This is a genomic window from Bacillus sp. FSL W7-1582 (assembly GCF_038593325.1).
Taxonomy (GTDB): Bacteria; Bacillota; Bacilli; order Bacillales; family Bacillaceae; genus Bacillus; species Bacillus altitudinis.
Genome location: NZ_CP151987.1, coordinates 3,336,276 through 3,361,781 on the forward strand (window position 1 = coordinate 3,336,276; position 25,506 = coordinate 3,361,781).

Sequence of the window (25,506 nt, forward strand, 5' to 3'; positions counted from 1 at the left end):
GCATACCTTCTGTTCACACCATTCGCTCCTTCAAAACAAATTTATGTAAAAAATCATGATCAGAATGTTCATTCTTCTATATATACGTTTCCCTTTTACCATAAGTTTCATCTTTACATAATAAAATAGTCCGACTTTATTCAGCCGGACTTCCGTTTTGAATGTGTGCGCAAACCGCTCGATCCTTTCCGTTGATGTCCTTGATGATATGAACATCAGCTGAAGGGAACGCCTGCAAAAGAAGCGCTTTTACATCTTGTGCTTGTGTATGTCCTATTTCAAGGACAACCACTGCTTGCTGATGAAGTACCTTGTGGAGATCACAGGCGATACGCTCATAAAACCACAGGCCATCACGCCCATCTGTCAGCGCATTGACAGGTTCATGCTTTGTGACAACCTCTGATAAACCATCCATTTCTTCTGCCGCAATATAAGGCGGATTGGAAATAAACACATCGACTTTGATGCCTTGAGCCATAATCGGTTCAAGTAAATCCCCTTGGACAAAATGAACGTCTGCACCAAGCGTTTCTTGATTTCGCTTTGCTACTTCAAGTGCTTCATGTGAAATATCCGTCGCTGTCACAGTGAGAGATTCTTTTTCAAGAGCTAACGTAATCGCAATTGCACCGCTACCTGTTCCTACATCAACCGCTTTGAGCGGCTGATCATCAGGAAACACACGATTCATCATGTTCAATGCCGCCAGCACCACTTCCTCCGTTTCAGGACGAGGAATCAGAACGTGTTTGTTTACCTCAAAAGGACGCCCATAAAAAAATTCAACACCCGTTAAATGCTGCACAGGCACTCCACGCTTGTGCTGCGCGACGAACTCGCTGAATTGTGAATCTTGCTCCTCTGGCAGTGGATCATGAAAACGGGCAAGAAGTTCACTTCTGCTCCATCCAAGCACATGCATCAACATTAACTCTGCTGCGTTTTGGTCTCTGCCCGCTTCCGTTAACAAAGAAGAAGCCCATTTAAGGGCTTCAAAGATCGTTCGCTCTTTATTTTGCATTTTGAAGTTTTCTTGCTTGGTCTTCCATAATTAATGCATCAATGACCTCGTCAAGTTTTCCTTCTAAAATTTGATCAAGCTTTTGAATCGTTAATCCAATGCGGTGGTCCGTCACGCGGTTTTGTGGGAAATTGTACGTACGGATACGTTCTGAACGATCCCCTGTTCCAACAGCAGATTTACGGGTTTGGTCATATTCAGCTTGTGCTTCACGCTGGAATTTATCATAAATTCTCGCACGCAAAACTTTCATCGCTTTTTCTTTGTTTTTGATTTGTGATTTCTCATCCTGACAGGAAACCACTACACCTGTTGGAAGGTGAGTCAAACGAACAGCAGACATTGTGGTATTAACACTTTGTCCCCCTGGTCCGCTTGATGCGAATGTATCCACACGAATATCTTTTTCGTGGATATCAATTTCAACTTCCTCAGCCTCTGGTAATACAGCAACTGTCGCTGTTGATGTATGAATACGGCCGCCTGACTCAGTTTCAGGAACACGCTGCACGCGGTGTGCACCGTTTTCAAACTTTAGTTTAGAATATGCACCTTTACCGCTAATCATAAAGATGATCTCCTTATAACCGCCAGTTCCAGTGACACTCGCTTCCATGACTTCCGTTTTCCATCCTTGCATTTCAGCATAACGGCTGTACATACGGTACAGGTTTCCTGCAAACAGCGCAGCCTCTTCTCCGCCCGCTGCACCACGAACCTCCACAATAACGTTCTTATCGTCATTCGGATCTTTCGGGATGAGTAAGATTTTCAGCTCGTCTTCTAAACGTTCTGTTTCCTCTGTGAGCTCTGAAATTTCTTCTTTGACCATGTCGCGCATATCGGCATCGAGCTTATCTTCCAGCATGGCTTTCGCATCACTTAGCTGATCATATGCCGCACGATATTGTCTATATACCTCAACAGTTTCTTGAATATCAGATTGTTCCTTCGAATATTCACGAAGCTTCTTAGGGTCGTTCACCACTTCAGGGTCACTTAAATATTCATTTAGCTTTTCATAGCGTTCTTCAATTGATTTTAAACGGTCTAACATGGTCTTCACCTCTGTTTTGTGCGTAACAGTCTAATTATAGTATAGCGGGGTATGACAGTCAAAAAAATTTCCAAAACAATTGATTTTCTGCAATTTTTCACTAGAAAACACGATCTTTGGCGATTGGTTACTTGTTTTGTCTAACGTGAAGGAACGGATGCTCACGAAAGAGAATGGTACTTGTAATTGAAAAAAGGGAGGGCATTTGGTTTGAATACAAATGAGGTTGCAAAGGAAATTGGTGTATCTTCAAAAACCATTCAGCGCTGGGTCAAACAGCTCAACATCCCTGTCGCCCGGAATGAACTAGGACATTATGAATTTCATGATGACATTGTCCAGCTGCTCAAAGAGGTCCAACACCAAATGAACGAAGGTGTGATTCTCCATGACATTAGACTGCCGATCCATGAAGAAACCGCCCAGCAATTATCACCTACTGTAGAAACTTCTGACTCATCAAAACGGATAGAAGCCTTAGAAAAACAAATGAAACAGCTCCTTCAAGAGCAATCACACGTCAGTCATATTGAAGCGCGTTTTCAAGAAATGGAACGGAAACTCGCTAAGAAAGCAGATGAAGGCGTTTCCTACCAGCTCCTCCAGCACAGAAGAGAAATTGAAGAATTAACTGCAAAATTAGAACGCCTCACAGCCACATTGACAAAACCAAAACCATCAAAAGAAGAAGAAAAGGAAAAGGCACACCCCGAAATGAAAAAAAAGCGTGCACTCTTCCCTCTGTTTCATTCATTTCGCTAAGAAAGGCTGCCTAACGAGGCAGCCTTTCTACTATATTATACGGTAAGTGCAATAATGATCGGTAATGTAATGAGTGACATGATCGCACTGATCACAAATGCGGATGCTGTTTCTGCTTCCTGTTTCTCAAATCGAGTGGCGATCATAGCCGCAACAGCTGAACCTGGGAAGGCAACAAGCAATACAGCTTTTGTAATTTCATCAGCCGAAAGTCCCATAAGAATGGCGATAAAATACATAAGTAACGGTTGTACAGCTACTTTGAGCAATGCGATACTGAAAGCTGGTAAGCTCAGTTTAATTTTGCGGATACCGACTGTGACACCGACTGCAAAGAGCGCAACCCCTGATGTCACACTTCCAATTTCCTCTAGCATTTCATGTCCGATTTCAGGAAGTTTAAATCCTAAAAGAACAAGAATGATACTTGCTAACGGTGCAAGCGCAAGCGGCTCTGATAAACCGTGCAAAATCGCTTTCGTCGTCATTTTTAGGAAACTTTCGCCGTCTTTGGCTTTTCCTTTTGTTTTTTCACCGACAGTTGACACAATAATAGCAATTGGATCAAGCAATGCATTTACAACTATTCCGGTAATAGCAATCGGAATTGCAACTTCTTGAGCCCCAAATAAACTGCCCAAGACCGGAATCCCCATAAATGCAAAGGTCGGTTGTGCTGAGTTTAATGAGAAAACAGATGAATCTGTTAAATCATATTTAAAAGCAAATTTCGTAACTAAAAGGATAATGATATAAAAGCCTACGATTCCGAAAATCAATGCAACGAAAAATGGAATTTGACTATAGAATTTATCTTTTGGTGTTGACAGAATGCTGGCGATAAAGTGCGCTGGCAAAGCATACTTTGTAACAAGTGTACTTACACCTTTTGCAGATTTAGCGTCATAGCTGCCGAAGTTCCCTGCGAACCAACCCAGCGCGATAACGAAAAAAATCGGTGCTAGGAGGATCAAAATATTTAAAAAGTCCATCTTACTATTCCTCCTTGAATCCTTTACATGTTTCTTATTTTATAGCGGCATTGCTTACATTACCCGAAACAATGCCGCGTTACACATTTTATTATGCTCTTACAATTTTTTTATATTCAGGAATCCACATAGCATCTTTCACAGCTTGTTCAATGTTTTCAGGTGTTTTTCTTGCGACACCATCTTTAATTGCTGCTTTTGCCACTTCAATAGCTACTTTGATAGAAACTTCTTGTAACTTATCAATGCTTGGAAGTAGACCAGCACCTGGTTTATCATGATCAACCATTTCAGCAATCGCATCCGCTGAAGCAACGAACATGCCTTTTGTGATGATTTTTGATTCCGTTACGATTGAACCAAGACCAAGTCCAGGGAAAACGAACGCATTGTTTGATTGTCCGATTTCATGTTCAATTCCGTTATACTCGACATTTTCGAATGGGCTTCCAGTTGCAACAAGCGCACGACCGTCTGTCCATTTGAATAGATCTTCCGGTACTGCTTCAGCAAGTGGTGTTGGGTTAGACATCGGCATGATCACTGGACGCTCTGTATGAGCTGCGATTTCTTTAATAATTTCTTCAGTGAATGCGCCGCCTTGACCTGATGTACCAATAAGAATGGTTGGCTTCACCTTGCGAACTGCTTCAGCAAATGAGATTTGTCCTTTTTCATCACGAGCCCAGCCTTCTACTTCATCAGAAGAACGAAGGTATGGTTTTTGGAAATCAAGCACTTCATCTTCAAACTGATCTGTTAGTAACCCTCTGTAGTCTAACGTCCAGAATGCATTGTTTGCTTCTTCTTCACTTAGACCTTCAAGAACCATTGTGTCACGCATTTGATCGGCGATTCCGATTCCAGCTGATCCAGCTCCGAAAATCATCACACGGTGATCTTTCAATTGAGTACCAGTTTTCTTGACAGCTGCAAGAACACCCGCTAAAGTAATGGCACCAGTACCTTGGATATCATCATTAAATGTTAAGATGTTGTCGTTGTATTTTTTCATGATGTTACGCGCATTTTTGTTTCCAAGGTCTTCCCAGTGAAGCAATGCTTTCGGGAAGAATTTAAGTGCTGCTTTTACATACGCATCAATGAATTCTTCGTATTTTTCACCTTGTACACGTTTGTGATGGTTCCCAATATACAATGGATCATTTAATAATTTTTCATTGTTAGTTCCAACATCTAATACAACTGGAATCACGCGGCTTGGATCAATTCCTGCTGCAGCCGTGTAAACAGCTAATTTACCAATTGCGATGTTGATACCACCAACACCCCAGTCACCAATTCCAAGAATACTCTCAGAGTCAGTTGCTACGATGAGGTCGATGTCGCCTGCTGTTGCATGTAAGTTTTCAAATGCTTTCTCAATACCGTCAATGTTGTCGATTGAAAGGTAGACACCATGAGGTCTTCTGTATTCATGGCTGTATTCTTGAATCGCTTCACCAACAGTTGGTGTGTAAACAACAGGAAGCATTTCACGAAGCTTGTCCGTTAGAAGCTTATAGAATAATACTTCGTTACGGTTTTGCAAATCACTTAAGTATACGTTTTGACGAAGACGATCTGGCTGAGCTAGAAATTGCTTGTATGCTCTCTCTGCTTGCTGTTCTAAAGTCAGAACAGTTGGAGGAAGTAATCCTTCTAGTCCAAGCTCTTGTCTTTCTTCTTCAGAGAAAGCAACGCCTTTGTTCAACGTTGGAATCGATAATACATCTTTACCTGTCAAAGTGGTTTCGAGGTACCCTTCTTTTGTTTTCTTCACGTTGTTCATCAAAAACTACCCTCTTTCTAAAATATAAATAAAGTGAACTATTAATACAAAGAACGATCAAGGAGAAAAATCCTTAATCAAAAAAATTATGACAAGAAATCGAACTTTTCGTTTAAATGCTTTACACTACAGTTAGTCATTTTATGCCTGCTTATACCAAAACGCAAGCGTTGAAAATTAGATAATTTTTTCGTAGCGTTATTTAATTTATTTAAGTACAAATGATGGGTGTTCAGCCAAAATCTCGAAAAACGAAACACAGCGGCATTTGCTATTTTTTTAATTGTCAAGTGTTGTACCAACATCTAGTTTTGGTACTTCATGGTGATGTCTGCATCGTGCTTCGTATGATTCCTGCGCACCTACTAAAATAATGGGATCATCATAGGATGCGGGTTTACCGTCGATCAAGCGTTGTGTTCTACTCGCTGGGGAGCCGCATACCGAACAAACTGCTTGAAGTTTTGTTACAAGCTCTGCACATGCCATTAAATGCGGAACAACACCAAATGGCTCTCCTCTGAAGTCTTGATCAAGGCCTGCAACAATGACTCGGTAGCCTTTATCAGCCAATTGAGTGACAATATCAATGATTGTCTCATCAAAAAATTGCACCTCATCAATGCCAATGACATCGGTTCGTTCTGATATGTGCGTTATTATGTCTTTTGGTGAGGTTACTGCAATCCCATCGACGGATGAACCGTTATGTGACACAACTGAGCTTGTGCTATACCGGTTATCAATCGCTGGTTTGAATATTTTTACTTCTTGTTTGGCAAAGGTGGCTCTTTTGGCTCTCCGAATCAATTCTTCCGACTTTCCAGAAAACATACTTCCGCAGATGACTTCAAGCCAACCGCTTTGTTTCATCACATACATAAGGTCTTCTCCCCCGTTTTAAAGTTCCATCAATCCACGTAAAAAAACAGGCAAGAACGGATTCCTGCCTGTTTATTGTATCTATTATTACTTAAGACCGTATTTTTTGTTAAAGCGGTCAACACGTCCATCAGCAGAAGCGAATTTTTGACGGCCTGTATAGAAAGGATGGCACTCAGAGCAAATCTCGATGCGTACCTCTTCTTTTACTGATCCAGTTTCAAACTCATTTCCACAAGCGCATTTGACTGTAGCTTTTTTGTAGTTAGGATGAATTCCTGTTTTCATCTACTGTCATCTCCTTCCGCCCTGAATCCAATTCGGAAACAGAGTTAATATCTCAGAATAAATTCTGAAACGCACATGATAAAATTATAACAGTGTAAGTCTATGATTGCAAATGTATTTTTTCAGGAAGCTATCTTCTTGATGCAGACATATTTGCTTGTTTCCACTCTTGCGTTAAAATATCGAAAAATTCTTGGTTTGTCTTTGTTTTTCTCATTTTGCGCATGAATTTCTCAGCGAAATCAGGTGTATCTGACATTGATTTTCTCATCGCCCATAGACGATCAAGATGCTCTTTAGGCACAAGCAGTTCTTCTTTTCTTGTACCGGAACGACGAATGTCGATGGCTGGGAAAATTCTTCTTTCTGCAAGAGAACGATCTAAATGGAGCTCCATGTTTCCTGTTCCTTTAAACTCTTCATAAATCACATCGTCCATACGTGATCCCGTATCAACAAGTGCAGTAGCTAAAATGGTCAAGCTTCCACCTTCTTCGATGTTACGCGCAGCACCAAAGAAGCGTTTTGGACGGTGGAAAGCCGCTGGATCAATACCACCGGAAAGCGTTCGGCCGCTTGGCGGGATGACAAGGTTGTATGCACGAGCAAGCCTTGTGATGCTGTCCATTAAGATGATGACATCTTTTTTATGTTCAACTAGACGCATCGCACGCTCTAATACAAGCTCTGCTACTTTAATGTGGTTTTCCGGTACTTCGTCAAAGGTTGAGCTAACGACATCCCCTGCAACAGAACGTTCGATATCTGTTACTTCCTCTGGACGTTCGTCAATAAGAAGAACAATCAGTTCTGCCTCTGGATGATTTTCAGAGATACTGTTGGCAATTTCTTTGAGCAAAATGGTTTTCCCAGCCTTAGGCGGTGCAACAATTAAACCACGCTGTCCAAACCCAACTGGTGCCATCATATCCATAATTCTAGTAGACAGGTGATTAGGCTGTGTTTCAAGAATCATTTGACGATCAGGGAATAGCGGCGTGAGTGCAGGAAAGTGAACACGTTCCTTAGCTGATTCTGGGTCGTCCCCATTTACCGCTTCGACATGAAGGAGGCCATAGTAGCGTTCATTCTCTTTTGGAGGTCGTACCTTTCCAGACACCTTATCACCATTTCTTAAATCAAAGCGTCTGATTTGTGAAGCTGAAATATAAATGTCTTCAGAACTTGGGGAGTAGTTAATTGGTCTTAAGAAACCAAATCCCTCTGACTGAATAATTTCTAGAACCCCTTCCATAAATAAGAGATCCTCTTGCTCAGCATTCGCCTTTAAGATGGCAAAAATTAATTCTTTTTTTGTTAGTTTGCTGTAATAAGAGATTTTGTACTTTTTTGCTAACTCATACAGCTCTTTTAATTTCATATTTTCCAAAGATGAAATCGAAACATCTTTCAATATGGACACCACACTTTTCTAGTCAATGTATTTCATTACGAATGCATGACTATTGTATTTGATTAGCTTTTAATTCCGTTTTTGTTGGAATGACCTCGCTCTCATGGTAACGCTCCCACTCGTTTTATCGTAAAGATAGGAACAATGTGAAATTGAGCTTTGTCAACATAGAGAAGGATAATGAGTATATCGTCATGATGCGGCAGTATTTAAACTTGTTGAAGCTTAAAAGAAGTAAATTCGCAGAAAATTTCGCAGCACTCTTTAGTTTTACCTCATTTGCAGGGAATATTCAACTTTAAAAAGAAAATGATATATATTTGACACCTATATGAAAAGCGGGTAAAGAATACCCGCTTTCAGATTACGGACGAATGACAAGATTCGGTTTTTTCTTTAAACTGTGTCTGCCATCGACGAATCGAACAGTACCTGATTTCGCACGCATGACAACACTATGTGTTGTTCCAACAGAGCCTTTAAATTGAACACCTTTTAATAACTCGCCATCTGTTACACCTGTCGCTGCAAAAATGGCGTCATCGCCTTTCACGAGGTCTTCCATTCTGAGGACTTTTCCAACATCCAGTCCCATTTTCTCACAGCGTCTCAGCTCTTCTTCACTTTGTGGAAGAAGCTTACCGTGGATTTCTCCACCAAGTGCTTTAAGCGCAACAGCAGAAAGGACACCTTCAGGCGCTCCACCTGAACCAAATAGAATATCAACACCTGTGTGATCAAATGCTGTATTAATGGCTCCTGCAACGTCACCATCATCGATCAGCTTGATTCTTGCTCCAGCTTCTCTCAGCTCAGCAATGATCTTTTCATGTCGCTCTCTGTTTAAAATTGTCGCAACAACATCTTCAATATCTTTGTTTTTCGCTTTTGCAACAGCACGAAGATTGTCAATGACAGGCGCTTCAATGTCGATGCAGCCTACCGCTTCTGGACCTACTGCGATCTTATCCATGTACATATCAGGTGCATTCAGCAAGTTGCCATGATCTGCAACAGCAATAACAGCTAAAGCATTCCAGCCGCCGCTTGCCACAATATTTGTTCCTTCCAATGGATCAACAGCGACATCCACGCGAGGTCCATATCCGTTTCCAAGCTTTTCCCCAATATAAAGCATTGGTGCTTCGTCCATTTCTCCCTCGCCGATGACCACAGTTCCCTTCATCGGAATCGTATCAAATACATCACGCATGGCACTTGTTGCAGCATCATCCGCTTCGTCTTTTAAACCTCTACCCATCCAACGAGCAGATTTTAATGCAGCTGCTTCTGTCACCCGTACTAGTTCCATCGATAAACTTCTTTCCATTTTTGTCCAAATCTCCTCTCACAGTCAAAGCCTTATGAATTTTGAAGTTCTTCTATTTCTTGGTCATTCAGCTTTTCACGCCAGATGGTTGCACCCAAGCCTTCAAGCTTCTCCTCAAGCATACTATATCCTCTGTCTATATGTTCAAGCCCTGTGATTTCGGTCACACCGTCTGCCATTAACCCTGCAACAACGAGACAAGCACCTGCTCGCAGATCACTTGCTTTGACCTTTGCACCTTGAAGCTGCGTTTGACCTGTAATAATGGCAGATCTTCCTTCCACCTTCATGTTAGCACCCATTCGACGCAATTCGTCAATGTGTTTAAAGCGGGCAGAGTAAATGGTATCTGTCACGACACTCGTGCCTTTCGCTTTTGTTAACAAAGCCGTCATCGGCTGTTGAAGATCAGTCGGAAAGCCCGGATACACAAGGGTTTTGATATCGACAGGCTTGAGTCCTTCATTTCTGCCAACGATCAGCATTTGATCGTTGCTTGTTTCAATTGTGAATCCCATCTCTCTAAGTTTCGCCGTAATTGATTCTAAATGAGTTGGGATCACATTATCAAGCACAACTTCATCCCCCATCGCTGCACCTGCAATTAAAAATGTACCTGCTTCTATGCGGTCAGGGATGATGGAATGCCTGCAGCCATGAAGAGATTCCACACCTTCGATCCGAATCACATCCGTCCCCGCACCTTTGATTTTAGCTCCCATGCTTGCAAGCAGTGTCGCTACATCAATAATTTCGGGTTCTTTTGCGGCATTTTCAATCACTGTTTTCCCTTCAGCTAGCACGGCTGCCAGCATGATGTTGATGGTCGCACCTACACTGACAACATCAAGATAAATACGGGCTCCGACTAATTTTTCAGCGCGCAAATAAATCGCACCCTGTTCGTTTGTCACCTCGGCTCCAAGTGCTTCAAAGCCTTTGATATGCTGATCGATCGGTCTAGGTCCTAAGTGACATCCCCCTGGTAATCCAATGACAGCCTGCTTGAATCTACCGAGCATGGCGCCCATTAAATAATAGGATGCTCGTAGTTTCTTCACTTTCCCATTAGGAAGCGGCATACTGATCATGGAGGCAGGATTGACAACCATCTCACCTTTTTCAAACGTGACCTTTCCGCCAATCTCTTCTAACAGATCTCGTAATGTGTCAATATCTGAAATATGCGGAAGGCCTTCAATGGTTACTGGAGAATCAGCGAGAATCGTGGCAGGAATCAGTGCCACAGCACTATTTTTCGCACCACTAATATGTACGGTCCCGCGCAAGGGGTCACCGCCGGCAATGTTTAACTTTTCCATATTTGTCTCCCTTCTTAAAGAAGATCACTGTTGGAGTTATACTGTTTGTGGATGTCGCGCTTTAAAAGGTCTTGTCCAAAATTTAGCCAATATCAAGAGAAAGAATACAGGTTAAACGAAATTTGTCGGAAGAAAAATAATCGAAGCTTTGCGAGGCTGTGATGTTCTCTTCTTTGCACAAAACATTTCTTAGCGTATTTAAGGAAAACTGCGGCAAACGGATGGGTATCCGTCTGCCACAATCACTTATTTATTCCAGTCTGCTAAAAATTGCTCAATGCCTGCATCCGTTAATGGGTGTTTTGTCAGCTGCTTGATGACTTTCAGCGGCATTGTGCCGATATGAGCACCTCTAAGCGCAGCTTCTGTCACATGTTGCGGGTGACGAATGGATGCAGCAATGATTTGTGTATCTAATCCATGAACATCAAAAATGGTTTTCACTTCACTAATGAGATCAAGACCATTTTGGCCAATGTCATCTAAGCGGCCGAGGAATGGAGAGACATACGTCGCACCAGCTCTAGCTGCAAGAAGTGCCTGGTTTGCACTAAAAATCAACGTGACGTTTGTTTTAATCCCAAGGTCTGTTAACGCTTTGACTGCTTTAAGACCGTCTGTTGTCATTGGGATTTTAACTGTAATATTTGGTGCAATAGCAGCAAGCTCTTTTCCTTCTTCGATCATTTCTTCTGCTTTGAGGGAAATGACTTCCGCACTAACTGAACCTGATACCACGTCAGTGATTTCACGAAGGCGGTCGTGGAACGATACGTCCTTTTCTTTCGCTACTAAACTAGGGTTTGTTGTCACGCCTGCTAAAATGCCAAGCTCGTGTGCCTCTTTGATGTCTGCGATATTCGCTGTGTCTACGAAAAATAACATAACTGTGCCACTCTCCTATCAATAAATTGTCTGAAATGTAAATTTGATTGCGCTTTCTCAAGATATGGAGAAAACCGCCTGTGACTCAGGCGGCTTTCGGTTCTCATCAAATTATGCTTGGTTAGAAGAACCAAATTCACGCATTTTGCCGATAACAGTCGCTTTAATTGCGTCACGAGCTGGTCCAAGATATTTACGTGGATCATACTCTTCTGTTTTTGCAGCAAGTGTTTCGCGAACTGCTTTCGCAGAAGCAATTTGGTTTTCAGTGTTTACATTGATTTTTGCTGTACCAAGTGAAATCGCACGCTTGATGTCAGCAGTCGGGATACCTGTTCCGCCGTGAAGAACAAGTGGAAGTCCAGTTGTTTTACCGATTTCTTCCATTTCAGCGAAACCAAGGTTTGGTTCACCTTTGTATGGACCATGAACTGAACCTAGTGCAGGCGCAAGGCAGTCAATACCAGTACGTTCTACAAGCTCTTGGCACTCTTTTGGATCAGCATAAATAACGCCCTCAGCGATGACGTCGTCTTCTTGTCCACCAACAGTTCCAAGCTCAGCTTCTACAGATACACCGTGGAAATGTGCAAGCTCAACCACTTTTGCAGTTGTCGCTACGTTCTCATCAAATGGATGGTGAGAAGCATCAATCATCACAGAAGTAAATCCTGCATGAATCGCTTTTGCACAAGATTCAAAGCTTGAACCGTGATCTAAATGAATCGCAACAGGAACTGTTACATTATATTCTTCGATTAACGCTTTTACCATTGCGACAACTGTTTTGAAGCCGCCCATGTAGCGTCCTGCTCCTTCAGATACTCCTAAGATAACTGGAGATTTCTCTTCTTCAGCAGCTTGTAAAATCGCTTGCGTGAATTCTAAGTTATTTAAGTTAAACTGTCCAACAGCGTAACCTTTTTCCTTTGCGTCTTTCAACATTTCTGTCATTGAAACTAAAGGCATGATGAAAAATCCTCCCTATGTAGCTAATTTGCTTACTAAAAAAAGCTCTCCACCCTAGCATGACCAGAATTTCTCGCCATATGTAAACTTTCAAAGTCAGATCGCTTTCTTCTTCTTATCTAGAATACCAATTATTCGACAAATCGGCAACAGAATGACTTGATTCAATCATTTCCATCTAGCCATTTGTTTCGAGCGGCAAGTATTCTTTGACCGCATCACGGATTTCATCAATATCAAATGGTTTAGCAAAATGCGTTAATGCACCGAGCTCTTTAGACTCTTGAATCATATCTAGTTCGCCATAAGCTGTCATAATGATCACGCGAATGTCTTCATCAATTAATTTCATGCGTTTTAAAATCTCAATGCCATCCATTCCGGGAATTTTCATATCAAGCAGGACAAGGTTTGGTCTATGGTTTTTCACAATATCTAATGCCTGTAGTCCGTTAGCGGCTTGAAAGGTTTGATAGCCTTCTTTATGAAACACTTCATTCAGCAATATTCTAATACCGTACTGATCATCGACAATTAAAATTTTCTCATTCATCTGTTACACCCCATTGCTTTCATTTTTCGCCATAAAAAGAGCTGTTGTTAAATAATTCTGTTTGATTTTCACATTTCCTTTAATTATAATAGTTTACTTTACGACATTTTCTGAGCATTTTTCCTAATATTCTCTTTATATTCTATTATAAAATGATCTGACAGAAGGAGGAAATGAGTCTTGTTAAAAATTTTCACTACCCAATTATCAGGTATTTTTTCACGTATTGGAGATAAGCAGGCCGAAGCGATCGAAGACGGTGCACGCCTTCTTGCTCAGGCCGTTGTCAGTGGACATGCCGTGTATTTTCATGGCAAGAATGAACTGGCGGCTGTAGCCTTAGAGGCATCTGAGAGCAAGGAGCCGTTTCCGGGTGCGAAGGTTCTGCCGCTGGATCAAAAGGAGCGCAGCTTACTTCATCCAAGTGACAGGGTGCTTTTATTTTATTCAGATCCAGAAGATCAAGAGATTCAATCCCTTGTTAAAGAGCTGCACAAACAAGGTACACCTATTGTCGGGGTCGGTCCTGCACAAAAGGAGACGTCATTTATTGAAGAGCATTGTGATGTCCACATTGATTTTCAGCTCAAAAAACCACTTGTGCCTGCTGAAGATGGAACAAGGTTCGGCTATCCTGCACTGATGACCTGCTTATATGTCTACCATGCTCTATCGTTTACTGTGAAAGAAATCGTTGAGGAATATGAATAAAAAAACTGCCGAGAAGATGATATTCTCGGCAGTTTTTTGTTTTATTTTGATTCAGATGCCTGTAGTGAAGCACCAACGAAATCTCTAAATAACGGTTGTGGTCTTGTTGGTCTTGAAATGAATTCTGGGTGGAACTGAGAAGCAAGGAACCATGGGTGATCCTTCAGTTCAATGATTTCAACAAGGCGTCCGTCTGGGCTTGTACCAGAGAAGACAAAACCTGCTGCTTCCATTTGCTGTCTGAATTCGTTATTAAACTCATAGCGATGACGGTGGCGTTCGTACACGACTTCGTCATTGTATGCAGCAAATGCTTTTGAGTCTTCGTTTAATTTACAAGGGTATAGGCCGAGGCGAAGTGTTCCACCTAAGTCATCAACATCCTTCTGTTCTGGAAGAAGGTCGATGATTGGAAATGCTGTTTCTGGATCAATTTCAGCGGAATGTGCTCCCTCTAAACCTAGTACGTTTCTCGCATATTCGATAGATGCGACTTGCATACCTAAGCAAATTCCGAAGAATGGCACTTTGTTTTCGCGCGCATATTGTGTTGCAATGATTTTCCCTTCTACTCCGCGGTCTCCGAAGCCTCCAGGAACAATAATGCCGTCTACATCTTGAGCGAAATCAGCCATATTTTCCGCTGTGACTTCTTCTGCGTTGATCCATTTGATTTGAACATCTGCATCAAATGCATAGCCCGCATGACGAAGTGATTCAACGACAGAAATGTATGCATCTTGCAGCTCAACATATTTCCCTACAAGACCAATTGTGACTTGTTTTGAAAGGTTTTGCACTTTATCAACAAGCGCCGTCCACTCCGTCATGTCCGCATCTTGACAGTCAAGCTTCATGTGCTCACATACAAGCTTGTCTAATCCTTGTTTTTGTAAATCAAGCGGAATCGAATAAAGGGTATCTGCATCCTGACATTCGATGACTGCTTTCGTATCAATATCACAGAATAGCGCAATTTTGTCCTTCATGTCTTGTGCCAATGGCATTTCAGTTCTGACCACAATGACGTTTGGCTGAATACCTAGACTACGAAGTTCTTTTACACTATGCTGTGTTGGTTTTGTTTTCAGTTCGCCTGCAGCACGGATGTAAGGAACAAGGGTACAATGAATGTACATCACGTTTTCACGGCCGATGTCACTCTTCATTTGACGAATCGCTTCTAGGAATGGAAGGGATTCAATATCTCCAACTGTTCCACCGATTTCTGTAATGACCACATCTGCACCCGTTTCTTTCCCTGCACGGTACACACGGTCTTTGATTTCATTTGTAATATGGGGAATAACCTGTACGGTTCCACCTAAATAGTCGCCGCGGCGCTCTTTTTTCAGGACTGTAGAATAGATTTTACCAGTTGTGACGTTGCTGTATTTATTCAAGTTAATATCAATGAAGCGCTCGTAGTGACCTAAGTCAAGATCTGTTTCAGCACCGTCGTCTGTGACAAATACCTCACCGTGCTGATATGGACTCATTGTCCCTGGATCTACGTTGATATATGGATCAAATTTTTGAATGGTGACATCCATCCCTCTATTTTTCAGAAGGCGGCCTAACGATGCAGCCGTGATCCCTTTTCCAAGTGAGGAAACAACTCCTCCTGTTACAAAAATATACTTTGTCATTTCGTATGCTCCTCTCTTTTTTACCCTTGCATGACTAGACATGCACAGCTTCATCCTTTTAGAGTGTATCCCTAAATCTCTTGAAAAATAAGAAAGCTCCCTTTCAAATAAATGAAAGGGAGCGTAAATGAACGTATCTTTACGTACTCTTTTTTAGAGAGCCCAAAATACATACTACATAGTTCGCTCTGGAAAGTCAAGACGGTTTTGTCCTGTTTTCAGGACCGGTTTGTGAGGGTTATTTGTCTTCCTCATCATCGTCTAAATCGTCTTCATCAATTTCCGTTAAGCCGTCATCATCTTCATCATCATCTTCGTCGAAGTCTTCTATCTCTTCATCAATTTCTTCATCATCTAGGTCAAGGTCCTCGTCGTCTTCAACAAGATCAAGATCTTCTTCAAGCTCGTCGATTTCTTCTTCCTCTTCAATATCATCGAAGTCTTCTTCAACGACAGCTGCTTTGGTTTTTTTCTTTTTCGCTTTTGTTTTCACAGCTGGCTGAACTTCTTCTTCGATTTGATCAACTGGATACCAGCTGCGAAGTCCCCATCTCTGATCACCTAACGAAATAAAGCGGCCATCTATATTTAAGTCTGTATAAAATTGAGCAAGTCGATCATCAAGATCAGATTTTTGTATCCCTTGCAAACGGACCATTTCATCTATTAACTCGGAAAACGTAATCGGTGTTTTGCTGTCTCTGAAAATTTCATAAGCAAGTTCAACTAAAGACATTTGTTTGAGCTGTTCCTGTGAGTATTCTTTCAAACTCAAGGTCAGACACTTCCTTTCTATTACATGTATGTATCCATTTATCAGTGAAATAATAAGTATTTATACCTTATTCTTACGACAAACCATACCTCTCATTATAAACAAATTAGAGGAGTTTATGCCACCTTTATTGATGTTAATTTTTGATTTTTTCGCATGAGAAGCCTCTAGCGGTCAATCATTTGAGCCGAATTGGCATAATTCATGTGTGAAGTACACATTTTGCATGCTTTTTTGTCTTCTCTTTTGATGAAGACAAAGCCATTTACTCTTCTTAAAAAAGGGGATTTATTCCTTCACAAAATGTTCACTTACGACGAATTGATACAGAAATCTATAATAAATAGACTAATTTTGAGAGGTTGATCGAATTGCCAATGACAAAAAAAGAAGATATACAATTTGGTGTCTTGATGTGTTTTTGTATGTTTTCAGTGATGTTCTTTTATAACCTATTTCTAAATGGACGGCTTGGACATATGACATGGTTAGAAGGTGTACTCACCTATGTGATCGGTTTTGCCATCACGTTGTTGATTGAGATGTGTATTGTTGGGCCTTCAGCAAAAAAAGCAGCCAGCCGGTTTGCCCCAAAAGGCAAGAAAGTCTATTTTATTCTCACTCTTTCTATCTTTATCGTGTTTGGGATGGTGTGTCTCATGTCTTTATGCGGATATGTCGTTCAAAGCATCAGCACAGGATTTCAAACACAATCGATTCTATCTGATTACTTAACGATTTTCGGTCATAATGTCATGTTGGCGTTCCCTTTGCAGATGTTGATTATGGGACCACTTGTCCGTTTTGTTTTTTTCAAATGGGTGAAATTAAAACAGACAGCAGCGGTTTAGTCGAATGGATAGGTTACAGCTGGATATTCTGAATGAGTGAAAAAACCAAAGGTACGGTGAATAAAGTGCCCGCAGACACGAGTACAATGAGTTTTCTGCGGCTGTTTTCTTTTTCTTCCTTCTTTTTTGGAGACTTTGAAAGCTCTGTGGAGACCATAATCCATATGATCATCGTGACGATTCCTAAAATGCCAATAAATGTTGTGTTCATCATGATAACCTCCATTTTGGTTCTTTTCCCAATTTTACCATAGTGATCAGGTGATATGAGATCACATTGGAGAGATTTCACATTTGATACAAAAACAGACCACCTCACATCAGGTGGTCTTTGCTTCGTTTCTACATATCTAGCAGTTTCCGTGAGATGACCAGCCGCTGGATTTCTTGTGTACCTTCATAGATTTGAGTGATTTTCGCATCACGCATGTAGCGTTCGACTGGGTAATCCTTTGTATAGCCGTATCCGCCGAAGATTTGTACAGCTTCTGTCGTCACCTTCATGGCTGTATCACCGGCAAAGAGCTTGGACATAGCTGATTCTTTCCCATACGGAAGTCCTTTTGTTTCAAGCCATGCTGCCTGATAGGTGAGCAGTCTCGAGGCCTCAATTGCCGTTGCCATATCCGCTAACTTAAAAGCAATGCCTTGCTGCTGAATGATTGGTTTGCCGAATTGTTTACGCTCCTTTGCATAATTGACTGCTGCATCCAGAGCACCTTGAGCAATACCAACAGCTTGTGCGGCAATACCGTTTCTGCCGCCGTCAAGTGTCATCATCGCTATCTTAAAACCTTCGCCTTCTTGACCAAGCCGGTTCCTTTCGGGTATACGACAGTCTTCAAAGATGATTTCTGTCGTTGGCGATGAGCGTATGCCCAGTTTGCTTTCTTTTTTGCCGATTGAGAAGCCTTGCGTCTCTTTTTCTACAAGAAAAGCGGTTGTATTGCGCGATGAAGCATCCTTGTCAGTAACAGCAAACACAATATAATAATCCGCAATGCCTCCATTGGTAATAAAAATCTTTGCCCCGTTCAAAACGTATTCATTCCCTGCTTTTACTGCTGTTGTTTTCATTCCGCCGGCATCTGAGCCCGAGCCGCTCTCGGTCAGTGCGTATGCGCCGATCTTCTGTCCCTCTGCAAGCGGCTTTAAATACGTCTCCTTTTGCTCATCTGTTCCGAATGTATAGATCGGCCATGAGGCGAGTGATGTGTGAGCAGATAGGGTGACGCCTGTTGAGGCGCACACTCGTGAGAGCTCTTCAACCGCTATGACATAGGCCAAATAATCACTACCAATCCCCCCATTTTCTTCTGGCCAAGGGATTCCTGTTAAACCAAGCTCCGCCATTTGATGAAAAATAGCGGGATCATACGATTCTGTTTCATCTCGCTCTGCTGCTGTTGGCTCCACTTCATTTTTCGCAAAATCTCTCACCATTTTTTGTATCATTTCGTGTTCGTCACTTAATTGGAACTGCATCATGAGCCACCTCACTTCATATTAGCTGTTTACAAATAACCAGCCTTTGTATTTCACTTGTTCCTTCATAAATCTCACAAATTTTCGCATCACGAAAGTACCGCTCTGCTCGGTATTGCTTCATGTAACCGGCTAGACCAAGCAAATGGATGACTTCTGTACTAATATCAACCGCTGTTTTAGATGCAAATAATTTCGCCATCGACGCTTCCTTCGTGACAGGGCGATTGGCCTCTTTATAAGAAGCCGCTTGATAGACAAGAAGTTTTGCCGCTTCCAGCTTGGTGCCCAGATCGCCCAACCGAATGGTCGTTTCAAGGCCCGCTGGATGCTGCTTTAAATACGTGACCGCCTCAGCTAATGCGGCTTCTGCAATGCCAAGGCTTTGAGCGGCAATACCAATTCTCCCCGCATTTAAGCTAGACATGGCAATCCGAAAGCCTTCTCCTTCTGCACCGAGCAGCTGTTTTTTTGGAATTCGAACACCGTCAAAATGAAGTGTGACTGTTTTTGATCCATGCAGGCCCATCTTCTTCTCATCTTTTCCGATCGTAAATCCTGGTGTCCCCTTCTCCACAATGAACGCTGATATATTTTTCTTAGCAGAAGCAGGGTCTGTCACGGCAAATACAAGATAGACTTCCGCTTCACCGCCGCTTGTGATAAAAATTTTCGTTCCATTTAACACATAGTGATCGTCTGTGCGCTCTGCTTTCAACTGAATACTAGAGGCATCTGATCCTGCCTTCGGTTCAGTTAGACAAAAGGCGCCCAGCTTCTGCCCGGACGCAAGCTTGGGAACGTAGGATTCTTTTTGTTCAGTCGTTCCAAACGCCAAAATCGGCATCGTCACAACAGATGTATGAACGGATACAATGACACCGACGGTTGCACTTACTTTGGATAATTCATGAATCGCCATGATATAGGTTGTGAAATCTGCCCCTAATCCGTGATACTTATCTGGGATCGGAATGCCTAAAAAGCCTTGCCGACCCATTTCAGCTAAAAGCGTTTTCGGGAACACGCCCTGTTCCATCGCTTCTATTTCAGGGAATACATGCTGGCGTGCAAATTCTGCTACTCGTTCTCTCCAAAGACGTTGTTTTTCTGTCAGCAACACATCCATCTTGACTCCCCCTATGAGTGGTCGTGGTAAGTGTAAAAACCTCTCTTTGTCTTTTTGCCCAGCCAGCCTGCGTTCACGTATTTTTTCAAAAGAGGACAAGGTCGATATTTGCTATCTCCAAGACCCTCGTGAAGGGTATTCATAATAAATAAACAAGTATCGAGCCCGATGAGGTCGGCGAGACGAAGCGGGCCCATTGGATGGTTCATTCCAAGCGTCATGATGCCGTCAATACTTTCTACATCTGCCACGCCTTCATAAAGGGTATAAATGGCTTCATTGATCATCGGCATCAAAATGCGATTTGACACAAAACCGGGGAAGTCTTCCACTTCAATTGGCGTTTTGTCTAATGTCTTCGCGGTGTCAAAAACAAATTGGTACGTGGCATCATCCGTTTGTAGCGCACGGATTACTTCCACAAGTTTCATCACGGGAACTGGATTCATAAAATGCATGCCGATCACTTTCTCAGGCCGCTTCGTCACGGCTGCTAATTCTGTGATCGACAAGGAAGACGTATTTGTCGCAAATATCGTGTCATCAGGTGCAAATTGATCGAGGGTTTCAAAGATTTGTTTTTTGATCTTCATTTGTTCAGATGCGGCTTCAATCACTAAATGCGTCTGCTGTACATCCTTTAAATCTGTTGAAACAGCCAATCGTTGTGTAATATCACGGACTGCCTGATGTGCCAGCTTTCCTTTTTCTGCTCGTTTCGTCAGTTGTTTGGTCATAGAGGAAATGGCTCGATGAATCTGCTCCTCTTCCGTATCATGGAGCAGGACGGTATAACCTGACTGTGCAAATACTTGGGCAATACCCGAGCCCATTTGACCAGCCCCAACGACCATGACGGTCTCTTCTATACTCATGACAATGAACGCCTCCCTTTTAATCCACCTTGATCATGATCGCATCACCTTGACCCCCGCCGCTGCAAATCGCCGCAATGCCGATCCCGCCGCCTCTTTGTCTGAGTGCATGGATCAAGGTCAATATAATACGTGTTCCGCTTGCTCCAATCGGGTGACCAATCGCGACTGCCCCTCCGTTCACATTCATTTTCCGCCGATCCAGCCCAAGCATTTTTTCGCATGCCAATGCAACCGCTGAAAAAGCCTCATTGATTTCAAACAAATCGATATCCTCTACTCGCTTCCCTGTTTTCTTTAACACTTTTTCGATGGCATAGGCTGGTGTTTTCGGAAAGTCCTTTGCCTCTACTGCCACTTGCGCATGCCCAAGCACAACTGCCATAGCTTTTTCACCTTGCTGCATGGCGTATGTGTCTTTCATTAATAGAAGCGCACTTGCACCATCATTGACACCCGGTGCATTGCCAGCGGTAATCGTACCTGCCTGATCGAAAACGGGCATCAGTTTTGACAAACGTTCATATGACGTATCACGCCGCGGGGCTTCATCTTCTGAAATCAGCTGATCTCCTTTTTTATTCTTGACGGTAACGGGGATGATCTCATTTTTAAAAAAGCCGCTTTTTTGCGCCTCAATGGCTCGTTCATGACTTCTTAACGCCCAAAGGTCTTGTTCTTCTCGTGTAATGTCAAGCTCTTTCGCCGCCATGCTTCCATACTCACCCATATGAACACCTGTAAACGAACAGGTTAATCCATCTAAAATCATGGCATCTTGTACAGCACCATCTCCCATTTTGTAACCCCATCGTGCTTTTTTCAGAAGATAAGGAGCATGAGACATGGATTCCATGCCACCTGCCACGATCACATTGGCATCTCCCGCTCGAATGATTTGATCGGCTGTCGTGACACTGCGCATTCCTGAAGCACAGACTTTGTTGATGGTTTGCGTCGGAACCGACCAAGGAAGATCTGCATGTCTAGCTGCCTGTCTTGAAGGAATTTGACCTTGTCCTCCTTGAAGCACACTGCCCATGATGACTTCATCCACTTCATGGACATTTGAGGCTCTTTCCAGCGCAGCTTTTATCGTCATCCCGCCTAATTCTGCAGCAGTCAAACGACTTAAAGTTCCACCTAGTTTTCCAAATGGTGTTCTCGCTCCAGATACAATGACCGTCGTGCTCATTTCTTTCCCCTCCTTTTTGTTACCGCTTACATAAATGCTAGACAGTTCATAAAATATCGGTGTCCACTGGCCGATGAACAGTCGATTCATCGGCCTGACACCTTTATGAAGCCTGCGTTCTCGTTTCGCCAAACACTGATTTTTCAAGAAGTTCTGCGACATCAAATGTGCCGACCTGCTCTTCTACTTCCTTCGCTTTCGTCCCATCCCCAAGCATGGTTAAACAATATGGGCACCCTGAGCTGATGATGGACGGCTGTACCTGTAAGGCCTGCTCCGTTCTCGCTGTGTTAATCCGAGTACCTGTCTCTTCTTCCATCCACATTAAACCGCCGCCGGCACCGCAGCACATCCCGGATTCACGATTCCGTTCCATTTCTTTCAGTGTCACACCCGGAATGGATTTTAAAATATCTCTTGGCGGATCATAGACCTCGTTATATCTGCCTAGGTAGCAAGAATCGTGGAAAGTAATGACCTCGTTCACTTCATGAATAGGCGTTAATTTTCCCTCTTTTACTAGCTCTGCCAGTAATTCTGTATGATGGTACACCTCTGCCTCGAGCCCGAAGTCTGGGTATTCATTTTTAAATAAATTGTAAGCATGCGGATCGATCGTGACAATTTTGGTTACGTCATTTTTTTGGAATTCTTCGATGTTCTTTGCAGCAAGTTCTTGGAACAAAAATTCATTCCCAAGTCTTCTCGGTGTATCGCCTGAGTTTTTCTCTTTATTACCTAGGATGGCAAAAGAAACCCCTGCTTCATTGAGCAGTTTTGCAAAGGCAAGAGCAATCTTTTGGCTTCTATTGTCATATGCACCCATCGATCCAACCCAGAATAAATAGTCAAAGGTCTGATCTGCTTTTTTCAGTTCTTTCACTGTCGGAACATGCACATCTTCTCTTAGTTCACGCCAGTTTTCTCTTTCTTTTCGGTTCAATCCCCATGGGTTCCCTTGGCGCTCGATGCTTGTCATCGCACGCTGTGCATCTGCGTCCATTTTTCCTTCAGTCAGCACTAAGTATCTGCGCATATCAATGATTTTGTCGACGTGTTCGTTCATGACAGGACACTGATCTTCACAGTTTCGGCATGTCGTGCATGCCCAGATTTCTTCTTCTGTAATGACCTCACCAATGAGAGAAGGATGATACATTGCGCTCGCCGCAGATTCTTCCGCTCCAGCTCCTCTTGCCTGCATCGCCAGCTGATTTCCTGTCGTCTGTTTGAAAGCAAGCTGCGGAACCCACGGTGTCTTTGAAGTAATGGCAGCCCCTTTATTTGTTAAATGATCTCTTAATCGTAAAATCAAATCCATTGGAGACAGCATTTTCCCCGTCCCTGTCGCCGGGCACATATTCGTACAGCGCCCGCACTCCACACAAGCGTAAAGATCAATCAGCTGAGATTGACGGAAATCTTCAATTTTCCCAACGCCGAACGTTTCTTGTGTCTCATCTTCAAAATCAATTTTTTGCAGTTTGCCTGGCGGGTCCAATCTGCTGACAAATACGTTGACCGGGCCAGCGATGAGATGGGCGTGCTTAGACTGCGGGACGTACACTAAGAACGTCAGTAAAATAAGAAGATGCACCCACCATGCGACATAGAACACAATTGTTGCCACAAGTGGTGACAGCCAGCCCAGCAAGAAAGCAATGCCGGAAGCAATTGGCTCAGTTGCTGATAGTGAGTGCCCATGCCAAATGATGTTCATTCCGTTTCCCAGTAATACGGTCAGCATCAATCCGCCAATAAACAAAAGGACAAGCCCTGACTTAAAGCCCCTTTTTAAACGGACTAACTTCTCGACATATCTTCTATGGAACGCCCAAACCACCGCCACTAAAATGAGAAGTGTGACTCCCTCTTGGAAGAATGTAAAGACACCGTAAAGCGGACCTAATGGTAGCCCGCTGTCTGGAACAAGTCCCTTCATAATAAAATCAAGGGCTCCGAACTGCACTAAAATAAATCCATAGAAAAACAGCACATGAATGATGCCGCTCTTCTTGTCCTTGAGCAGTTTCTTTTGCCCAAACACATTCACCCAAACACGTTCTAAGCGTTTTTTCATGTCTTTTTGAAATTCTTCTTTTTTGCCAAGACGAATATACGCCGCTCGTGTTCGAATGAGATAAATAAACAAATACACAGCGTAAGCGGTCACTGCCGCAAATGCAATCAAGTTAACAATTAAAAGGCTATTCATCTTGCTCCCCCTTTCATTCCCCAAGACCCACTTTGTTCCGTTTCCATGTTGTACCTCTATCATAAATAATGAATGAGTATTCAGTCAATATTTTTTGCCCATTTGGGTACACTATCGTCATATATAAAAAAGGAGGAACCTTCATGATCGCATGGATCATTCTACTCGTCGTCTTCGTCATTGTTCTACTCGTCAGGCTAGATCTTTATATAGGGAGAAAATATTTTTCTACCCATGCTTTTGAACGGTCTTTTGACCAAACAAGCGGCGATGCAGCCTTTTATCATGATGGCGAACCACTGTTTGATCAGCTTCTTACGGATATACAGCAAGCCTCTTCTTCTATTCATATGATGTTCTTTATTGTAAAGAACGACAAGATTGGGCAAAGGATTCTGCAAGCACTTAAAGCGAAAGCAGAGCAAGGTGTTTCGGTTTTTTTGCTCACTGATCGGTTAGGCTCCTATTCATTTGATCAAACATCCATTCAGATGCTAGAAAAAAGCGGCATTCAATTTTACTTTTTAAATAAACCACGTTTTCCTTTTTTCATTTATCGCTTGAACATGAGAAATCACCGGAAGATCACGGTGATCGATGGGAAGATCGGCTACATTGGCGGGTTTAATATTGGCGATGAATATGTAGGGAAAAACGGTAGGTTTGGCATTTGGAAGGACTATCACCTGCGCATGACAGGACAGGTTGTCGCAGACCTCCAGCATGTGTTTCTGAATGATTTGTACCGGTCATCTGGTATTCACCAGCTGCAATACGAGGTTTTTCCTGCACTGGAACCGGGAACATTACAGTGCACTACACGTGCGACGGCAGGTTTTTCTTTAGAGGCCTTATTTCTTCACGATATTCAACAGGCGAAAAAGCAAATCACCATCTGCACGCCCTATTTTATTCCATCTGCTCCTCTTCTAAGCGCCCTTCTTGACGCACGGAAGCGAGGCGTGACTGTCGACATCATCATCCCAATGAAGGCAGATCACCCGCTTGTGAAAGAAGCTGGATTTCATTATTTGAAAGATCTGATTGCTGCTGGATGTCTTGTGTATCGTTTTTATAAAGGGTTTTATCATGCGAAAGCCATTCTCATCGATCATAGCCGTTGTATGATCAGTACGGCGAACTTTGATAAACGAAGTTTGTTTTTCAACGAAGAAGTGGATGTGGCCATTGATGATCCCGCCTTCACCGCACATGTAGAGGAAAAGATTCGTGAACACATGGAAGTGTCAGAACTGATGACTGAAGAAAAATACAAACAACGCCCACTTCTCACGCGTCCAATTGAGTGGATAGGCGCCCTGTTCTCATATTTTTTATAAAGGAGTTGACC

Annotated in this window: 24 protein-coding genes; 4 read left to right on the top strand and 20 right to left on the bottom strand. The window is 42.7% G+C overall.

What is annotated here, in order from left to right; translation table 11 throughout:
• Window positions 1–136 precede the first annotated feature (136 nt).
• Together prmC and prfA are read right to left on the bottom strand one after the other, a co-directional pair.
• The gene (prmC, locus tag NSQ11_RS17220) at window positions 137–1,024 is read right to left on the bottom strand and encodes a peptide chain release factor N(5)-glutamine methyltransferase (protein ID WP_076821263.1); all 888 of its coding nucleotides are present in this window, start codon (window positions 1,022–1,024) and stop codon (window positions 137–139) included.
• A complete protein-coding gene (gene prfA / locus NSQ11_RS17225; protein ID WP_008343422.1) occupies window positions 1,014–2,081 on the bottom strand; it encodes a peptide chain release factor 1 in 1,068 nt (355 codons plus the stop codon). Before prfA ends, prmC begins: the two co-directional genes overlap by 11 nt.
• A 210-nt stretch (window positions 2,082–2,291) precedes the next feature.
• On the opposite strand from prfA, the gene racA reads away from it, so the two are divergent.
• Window positions 2,292–2,843 (top strand): chromosome-anchoring protein RacA, encoded by a 552-nt coding sequence (gene racA / locus NSQ11_RS17230; RefSeq protein WP_048001108.1) that lies wholly within the window; start codon window positions 2,292–2,294, stop codon window positions 2,841–2,843.
• A gap of 35 nt (window positions 2,844–2,878) precedes the next feature.
• Here racA and NSQ11_RS17235 read toward each other — a convergent pair whose 3' ends face one another.
• From NSQ11_RS17235 to NSQ11_RS17280, 10 genes are all read right to left on the bottom strand, one after another.
• A complete protein-coding gene (locus tag NSQ11_RS17235) occupies window positions 2,879–3,835 on the bottom strand; it encodes an AEC family transporter (RefSeq protein WP_017368214.1) in 957 nt (318 codons plus the stop codon).
• A gap of 91 nt (window positions 3,836–3,926) precedes the next feature.
• Window positions 3,927–5,627: an oxaloacetate-decarboxylating malate dehydrogenase gene (gene malS / locus NSQ11_RS17240; RefSeq protein WP_017368215.1), complete on the bottom strand. Its 1,701-nt coding sequence runs from the start codon at window positions 5,625–5,627 to the stop codon at window positions 3,927–3,929.
• Window positions 5,628–5,906: 279 nt separating this feature from the next.
• Window positions 5,907–6,509 carry a thymidine kinase gene (locus tag NSQ11_RS17245; protein ID WP_007497666.1) on the bottom strand — a complete coding sequence of 201 codons (603 nt, stop codon included), beginning with the start codon at window positions 6,507–6,509 and terminating at the stop codon, window positions 5,907–5,909.
• An 87-nt stretch (window positions 6,510–6,596) separates the two neighbouring features.
• Window positions 6,597–6,797 carry a 50S ribosomal protein L31 gene (rpmE, locus tag NSQ11_RS17250; RefSeq protein WP_003215407.1) on the bottom strand — a complete coding sequence of 67 codons (201 nt, stop codon included), beginning with the start codon at window positions 6,795–6,797 and terminating at the stop codon, window positions 6,597–6,599.
• A 130-nt stretch (window positions 6,798–6,927) separates the two neighbouring features.
• Complete coding sequence (gene rho / locus NSQ11_RS17255; RefSeq protein WP_007497667.1) at window positions 6,928–8,211, bottom strand: transcription termination factor Rho; 1,284 nt, start codon at window positions 8,209–8,211, stop codon at window positions 6,928–6,930.
• A 364-nt stretch (window positions 8,212–8,575) separates the two neighbouring features.
• Complete coding sequence (gene glpX / locus NSQ11_RS17260; protein WP_007497670.1) at window positions 8,576–9,541, bottom strand: class II fructose-bisphosphatase; 966 nt, start codon at window positions 9,539–9,541, stop codon at window positions 8,576–8,578.
• Between the two features lie 32 nt (window positions 9,542–9,573).
• A complete protein-coding gene (locus tag NSQ11_RS17265) occupies window positions 9,574–10,863 on the bottom strand; it encodes a UDP-N-acetylglucosamine 1-carboxyvinyltransferase (RefSeq protein ID WP_007497673.1) in 1,290 nt (429 codons plus the stop codon).
• Window positions 10,864–11,109: 246 nt separating this feature from the next.
• A complete protein-coding gene (fsa, locus tag NSQ11_RS17270) occupies window positions 11,110–11,748 on the bottom strand; it encodes a fructose-6-phosphate aldolase (protein WP_003215343.1) in 639 nt (212 codons plus the stop codon).
• Between the two features lie 111 nt (window positions 11,749–11,859).
• Window positions 11,860–12,717, bottom strand: a complete 858-nt coding sequence (locus tag NSQ11_RS17275) for a class II fructose-bisphosphate aldolase (RefSeq protein ID WP_007497678.1) — start codon at window positions 12,715–12,717, stop codon at window positions 11,860–11,862.
• Window positions 12,718–12,895: 178 nt separating this feature from the next.
• Entirely contained in the window at window positions 12,896–13,270 is a 375-nt protein-coding gene (locus tag NSQ11_RS17280) for a response regulator (RefSeq protein ID WP_003214681.1), read from the bottom strand.
• 180 nt (window positions 13,271–13,450) lie between these two features.
• Between NSQ11_RS17280 and NSQ11_RS17285 the strand changes: the two genes are divergently transcribed.
• Window positions 13,451–13,981 carry a DUF2529 domain-containing protein gene (locus tag NSQ11_RS17285; RefSeq protein WP_160757787.1) on the top strand — a complete coding sequence of 177 codons (531 nt, stop codon included), beginning with the start codon at window positions 13,451–13,453 and terminating at the stop codon, window positions 13,979–13,981.
• Window positions 13,982–14,022: 41 nt separating this feature from the next.
• Here the strand turns inward: NSQ11_RS17285 and pyrG are convergent, their stop codons facing one another.
• Together pyrG and rpoE are read right to left on the bottom strand one after the other, a co-directional pair.
• Entirely contained in the window at window positions 14,023–15,630 is a 1,608-nt protein-coding gene (gene pyrG / locus NSQ11_RS17290) for a CTP synthase (glutamine hydrolyzing) (protein WP_017360053.1), read from the bottom strand.
• A 238-nt stretch (window positions 15,631–15,868) separates the two neighbouring features.
• Window positions 15,869–16,405 carry a DNA-directed RNA polymerase subunit delta gene (rpoE, locus tag NSQ11_RS17295; RefSeq protein ID WP_035389808.1) on the bottom strand — a complete coding sequence of 179 codons (537 nt, stop codon included), beginning with the start codon at window positions 16,403–16,405 and terminating at the stop codon, window positions 15,869–15,871.
• A 377-nt stretch (window positions 16,406–16,782) separates the two neighbouring features.
• On the opposite strand from rpoE, the gene NSQ11_RS17300 reads away from it, so the two are divergent.
• The gene (locus tag NSQ11_RS17300) at window positions 16,783–17,256 is read left to right on the top strand and encodes a DUF2798 domain-containing protein (protein WP_282833470.1); all 474 of its coding nucleotides are present in this window, start codon (window positions 16,783–16,785) and stop codon (window positions 17,254–17,256) included.
• Window positions 17,257–17,269: 13 nt separating this feature from the next.
• Here NSQ11_RS17300 and NSQ11_RS17305 read toward each other — a convergent pair whose 3' ends face one another.
• From NSQ11_RS17305 to NSQ11_RS17330, 6 genes are all read right to left on the bottom strand, one after another.
• On the bottom strand, window positions 17,270–17,467 hold the full coding sequence (locus NSQ11_RS17305; RefSeq protein WP_017360056.1) for a hypothetical protein: 198 nt from the start codon (window positions 17,465–17,467) through the stop codon (window positions 17,270–17,272).
• A gap of 131 nt (window positions 17,468–17,598) precedes the next feature.
• Entirely contained in the window at window positions 17,599–18,741 is a 1,143-nt protein-coding gene (locus NSQ11_RS17310) for an acyl-CoA dehydrogenase (RefSeq protein ID WP_335357743.1), read from the bottom strand.
• A 16-nt stretch (window positions 18,742–18,757) separates the two neighbouring features.
• Window positions 18,758–19,870, bottom strand: coding sequence for an acyl-CoA dehydrogenase family protein (locus NSQ11_RS17315; RefSeq protein ID WP_335357744.1), 1,113 nt, complete (start codon window positions 19,868–19,870; stop codon window positions 18,758–18,760).
• Window positions 19,871–19,881: 11 nt separating this feature from the next.
• Complete coding sequence (locus NSQ11_RS17320; RefSeq protein ID WP_007497692.1) at window positions 19,882–20,745, bottom strand: 3-hydroxybutyryl-CoA dehydrogenase; 864 nt, start codon at window positions 20,743–20,745, stop codon at window positions 19,882–19,884.
• Between the two features lie 19 nt (window positions 20,746–20,764).
• Complete coding sequence (locus NSQ11_RS17325; protein ID WP_041091496.1) at window positions 20,765–21,940, bottom strand: acetyl-CoA C-acetyltransferase; 1,176 nt, start codon at window positions 21,938–21,940, stop codon at window positions 20,765–20,767.
• A 103-nt stretch (window positions 21,941–22,043) separates the two neighbouring features.
• Complete coding sequence (locus NSQ11_RS17330; protein ID WP_342501177.1) at window positions 22,044–24,155, bottom strand: heterodisulfide reductase-related iron-sulfur binding cluster; 2,112 nt, start codon at window positions 24,153–24,155, stop codon at window positions 22,044–22,046.
• 143 nt (window positions 24,156–24,298) lie between these two features.
• On the opposite strand from NSQ11_RS17330, the gene cls reads away from it, so the two are divergent.
• On the top strand, window positions 24,299–25,495 hold the full coding sequence (gene cls / locus NSQ11_RS17335) for a cardiolipin synthase (RefSeq protein ID WP_249669993.1): 1,197 nt from the start codon (window positions 24,299–24,301) through the stop codon (window positions 25,493–25,495).
• The last annotated feature ends 11 nt before the right edge of the window (window positions 25,496–25,506 follow it).

What these genes read in the sequence shown, in the direction of transcription:
- prmC (WP_076821263.1), bottom strand. Translation starts at nt 1,024, where the DNA reads ATGCAAAATAAAGAGCGAACGATCTTTGAAGCCCTTAAATGGGCTTCT.
- NSQ11_RS17305 (WP_017360056.1), bottom strand. Translation starts at nt 17,467, where the DNA reads ATGAACACAACATTTATTGGCATTTTAGGAATCGTCACGATGATCATA.
- NSQ11_RS17325 (WP_041091496.1), bottom strand. Translation starts at nt 21,940, where the DNA reads ATGAGCACGACGGTCATTGTATCTGGAGCGAGAACACCATTTGGAAAA.
- NSQ11_RS17235 (WP_017368214.1), bottom strand. Translation starts at nt 3,835, where the DNA reads ATGGACTTTTTAAATATTTTGATCCTCCTAGCACCGATTTTTTTCGTT.
- NSQ11_RS17280 (WP_003214681.1), bottom strand. Translation starts at nt 13,270, where the DNA reads ATGAATGAGAAAATTTTAATTGTCGATGATCAGTACGGTATTAGAATA.
- NSQ11_RS17330 (WP_342501177.1), bottom strand. Translation starts at nt 24,155, where the DNA reads ATGAATAGCCTTTTAATTGTTAACTTGATTGCATTTGCGGCAGTGACC.
- cls (WP_249669993.1), top strand. Translation starts at nt 24,299, where the DNA reads ATGATCGCATGGATCATTCTACTCGTCGTCTTCGTCATTGTTCTACTC.
- NSQ11_RS17320 (WP_007497692.1), bottom strand. Translation starts at nt 20,745, where the DNA reads ATGAGTATAGAAGAGACCGTCATGGTCGTTGGGGCTGGTCAAATGGGC.
- NSQ11_RS17315 (WP_335357744.1), bottom strand. Translation starts at nt 19,870, where the DNA reads ATGGATGTGTTGCTGACAGAAAAACAACGTCTTTGGAGAGAACGAGTA.
- glpX (WP_007497670.1), bottom strand. Translation starts at nt 9,541, where the DNA reads ATGGAAAGAAGTTTATCGATGGAACTAGTACGGGTGACAGAAGCAGCT.
- NSQ11_RS17310 (WP_335357743.1), bottom strand. Translation starts at nt 18,741, where the DNA reads ATGCAGTTCCAATTAAGTGACGAACACGAAATGATACAAAAAATGGTG.
- NSQ11_RS17300 (WP_282833470.1), top strand. Translation starts at nt 16,783, where the DNA reads ATGACAAAAAAAGAAGATATACAATTTGGTGTCTTGATGTGTTTTTGT.
- fsa (WP_003215343.1), bottom strand. Translation starts at nt 11,748, where the DNA reads ATGTTATTTTTCGTAGACACAGCGAATATCGCAGACATCAAAGAGGCA.
- NSQ11_RS17245 (WP_007497666.1), bottom strand. Translation starts at nt 6,509, where the DNA reads ATGTATGTGATGAAACAAAGCGGTTGGCTTGAAGTCATCTGCGGAAGT.
- malS (WP_017368215.1), bottom strand. Translation starts at nt 5,627, where the DNA reads ATGAACAACGTGAAGAAAACAAAAGAAGGGTACCTCGAAACCACTTTG.
- pyrG (WP_017360053.1), bottom strand. Translation starts at nt 15,630, where the DNA reads ATGACAAAGTATATTTTTGTAACAGGAGGAGTTGTTTCCTCACTTGGA.
- prfA (WP_008343422.1), bottom strand. Translation starts at nt 2,081, where the DNA reads ATGTTAGACCGTTTAAAATCAATTGAAGAACGCTATGAAAAGCTAAAT.
- NSQ11_RS17275 (WP_007497678.1), bottom strand. Translation starts at nt 12,717, where the DNA reads ATGCCTTTAGTTTCAATGACAGAAATGTTGAAAGACGCAAAGGAAAAA.
- rpmE (WP_003215407.1), bottom strand. Translation starts at nt 6,797, where the DNA reads ATGAAAACAGGAATTCATCCTAACTACAAAAAAGCTACAGTCAAATGC.
- NSQ11_RS17265 (WP_007497673.1), bottom strand. Translation starts at nt 10,863, where the DNA reads ATGGAAAAGTTAAACATTGCCGGCGGTGACCCCTTGCGCGGGACCGTA.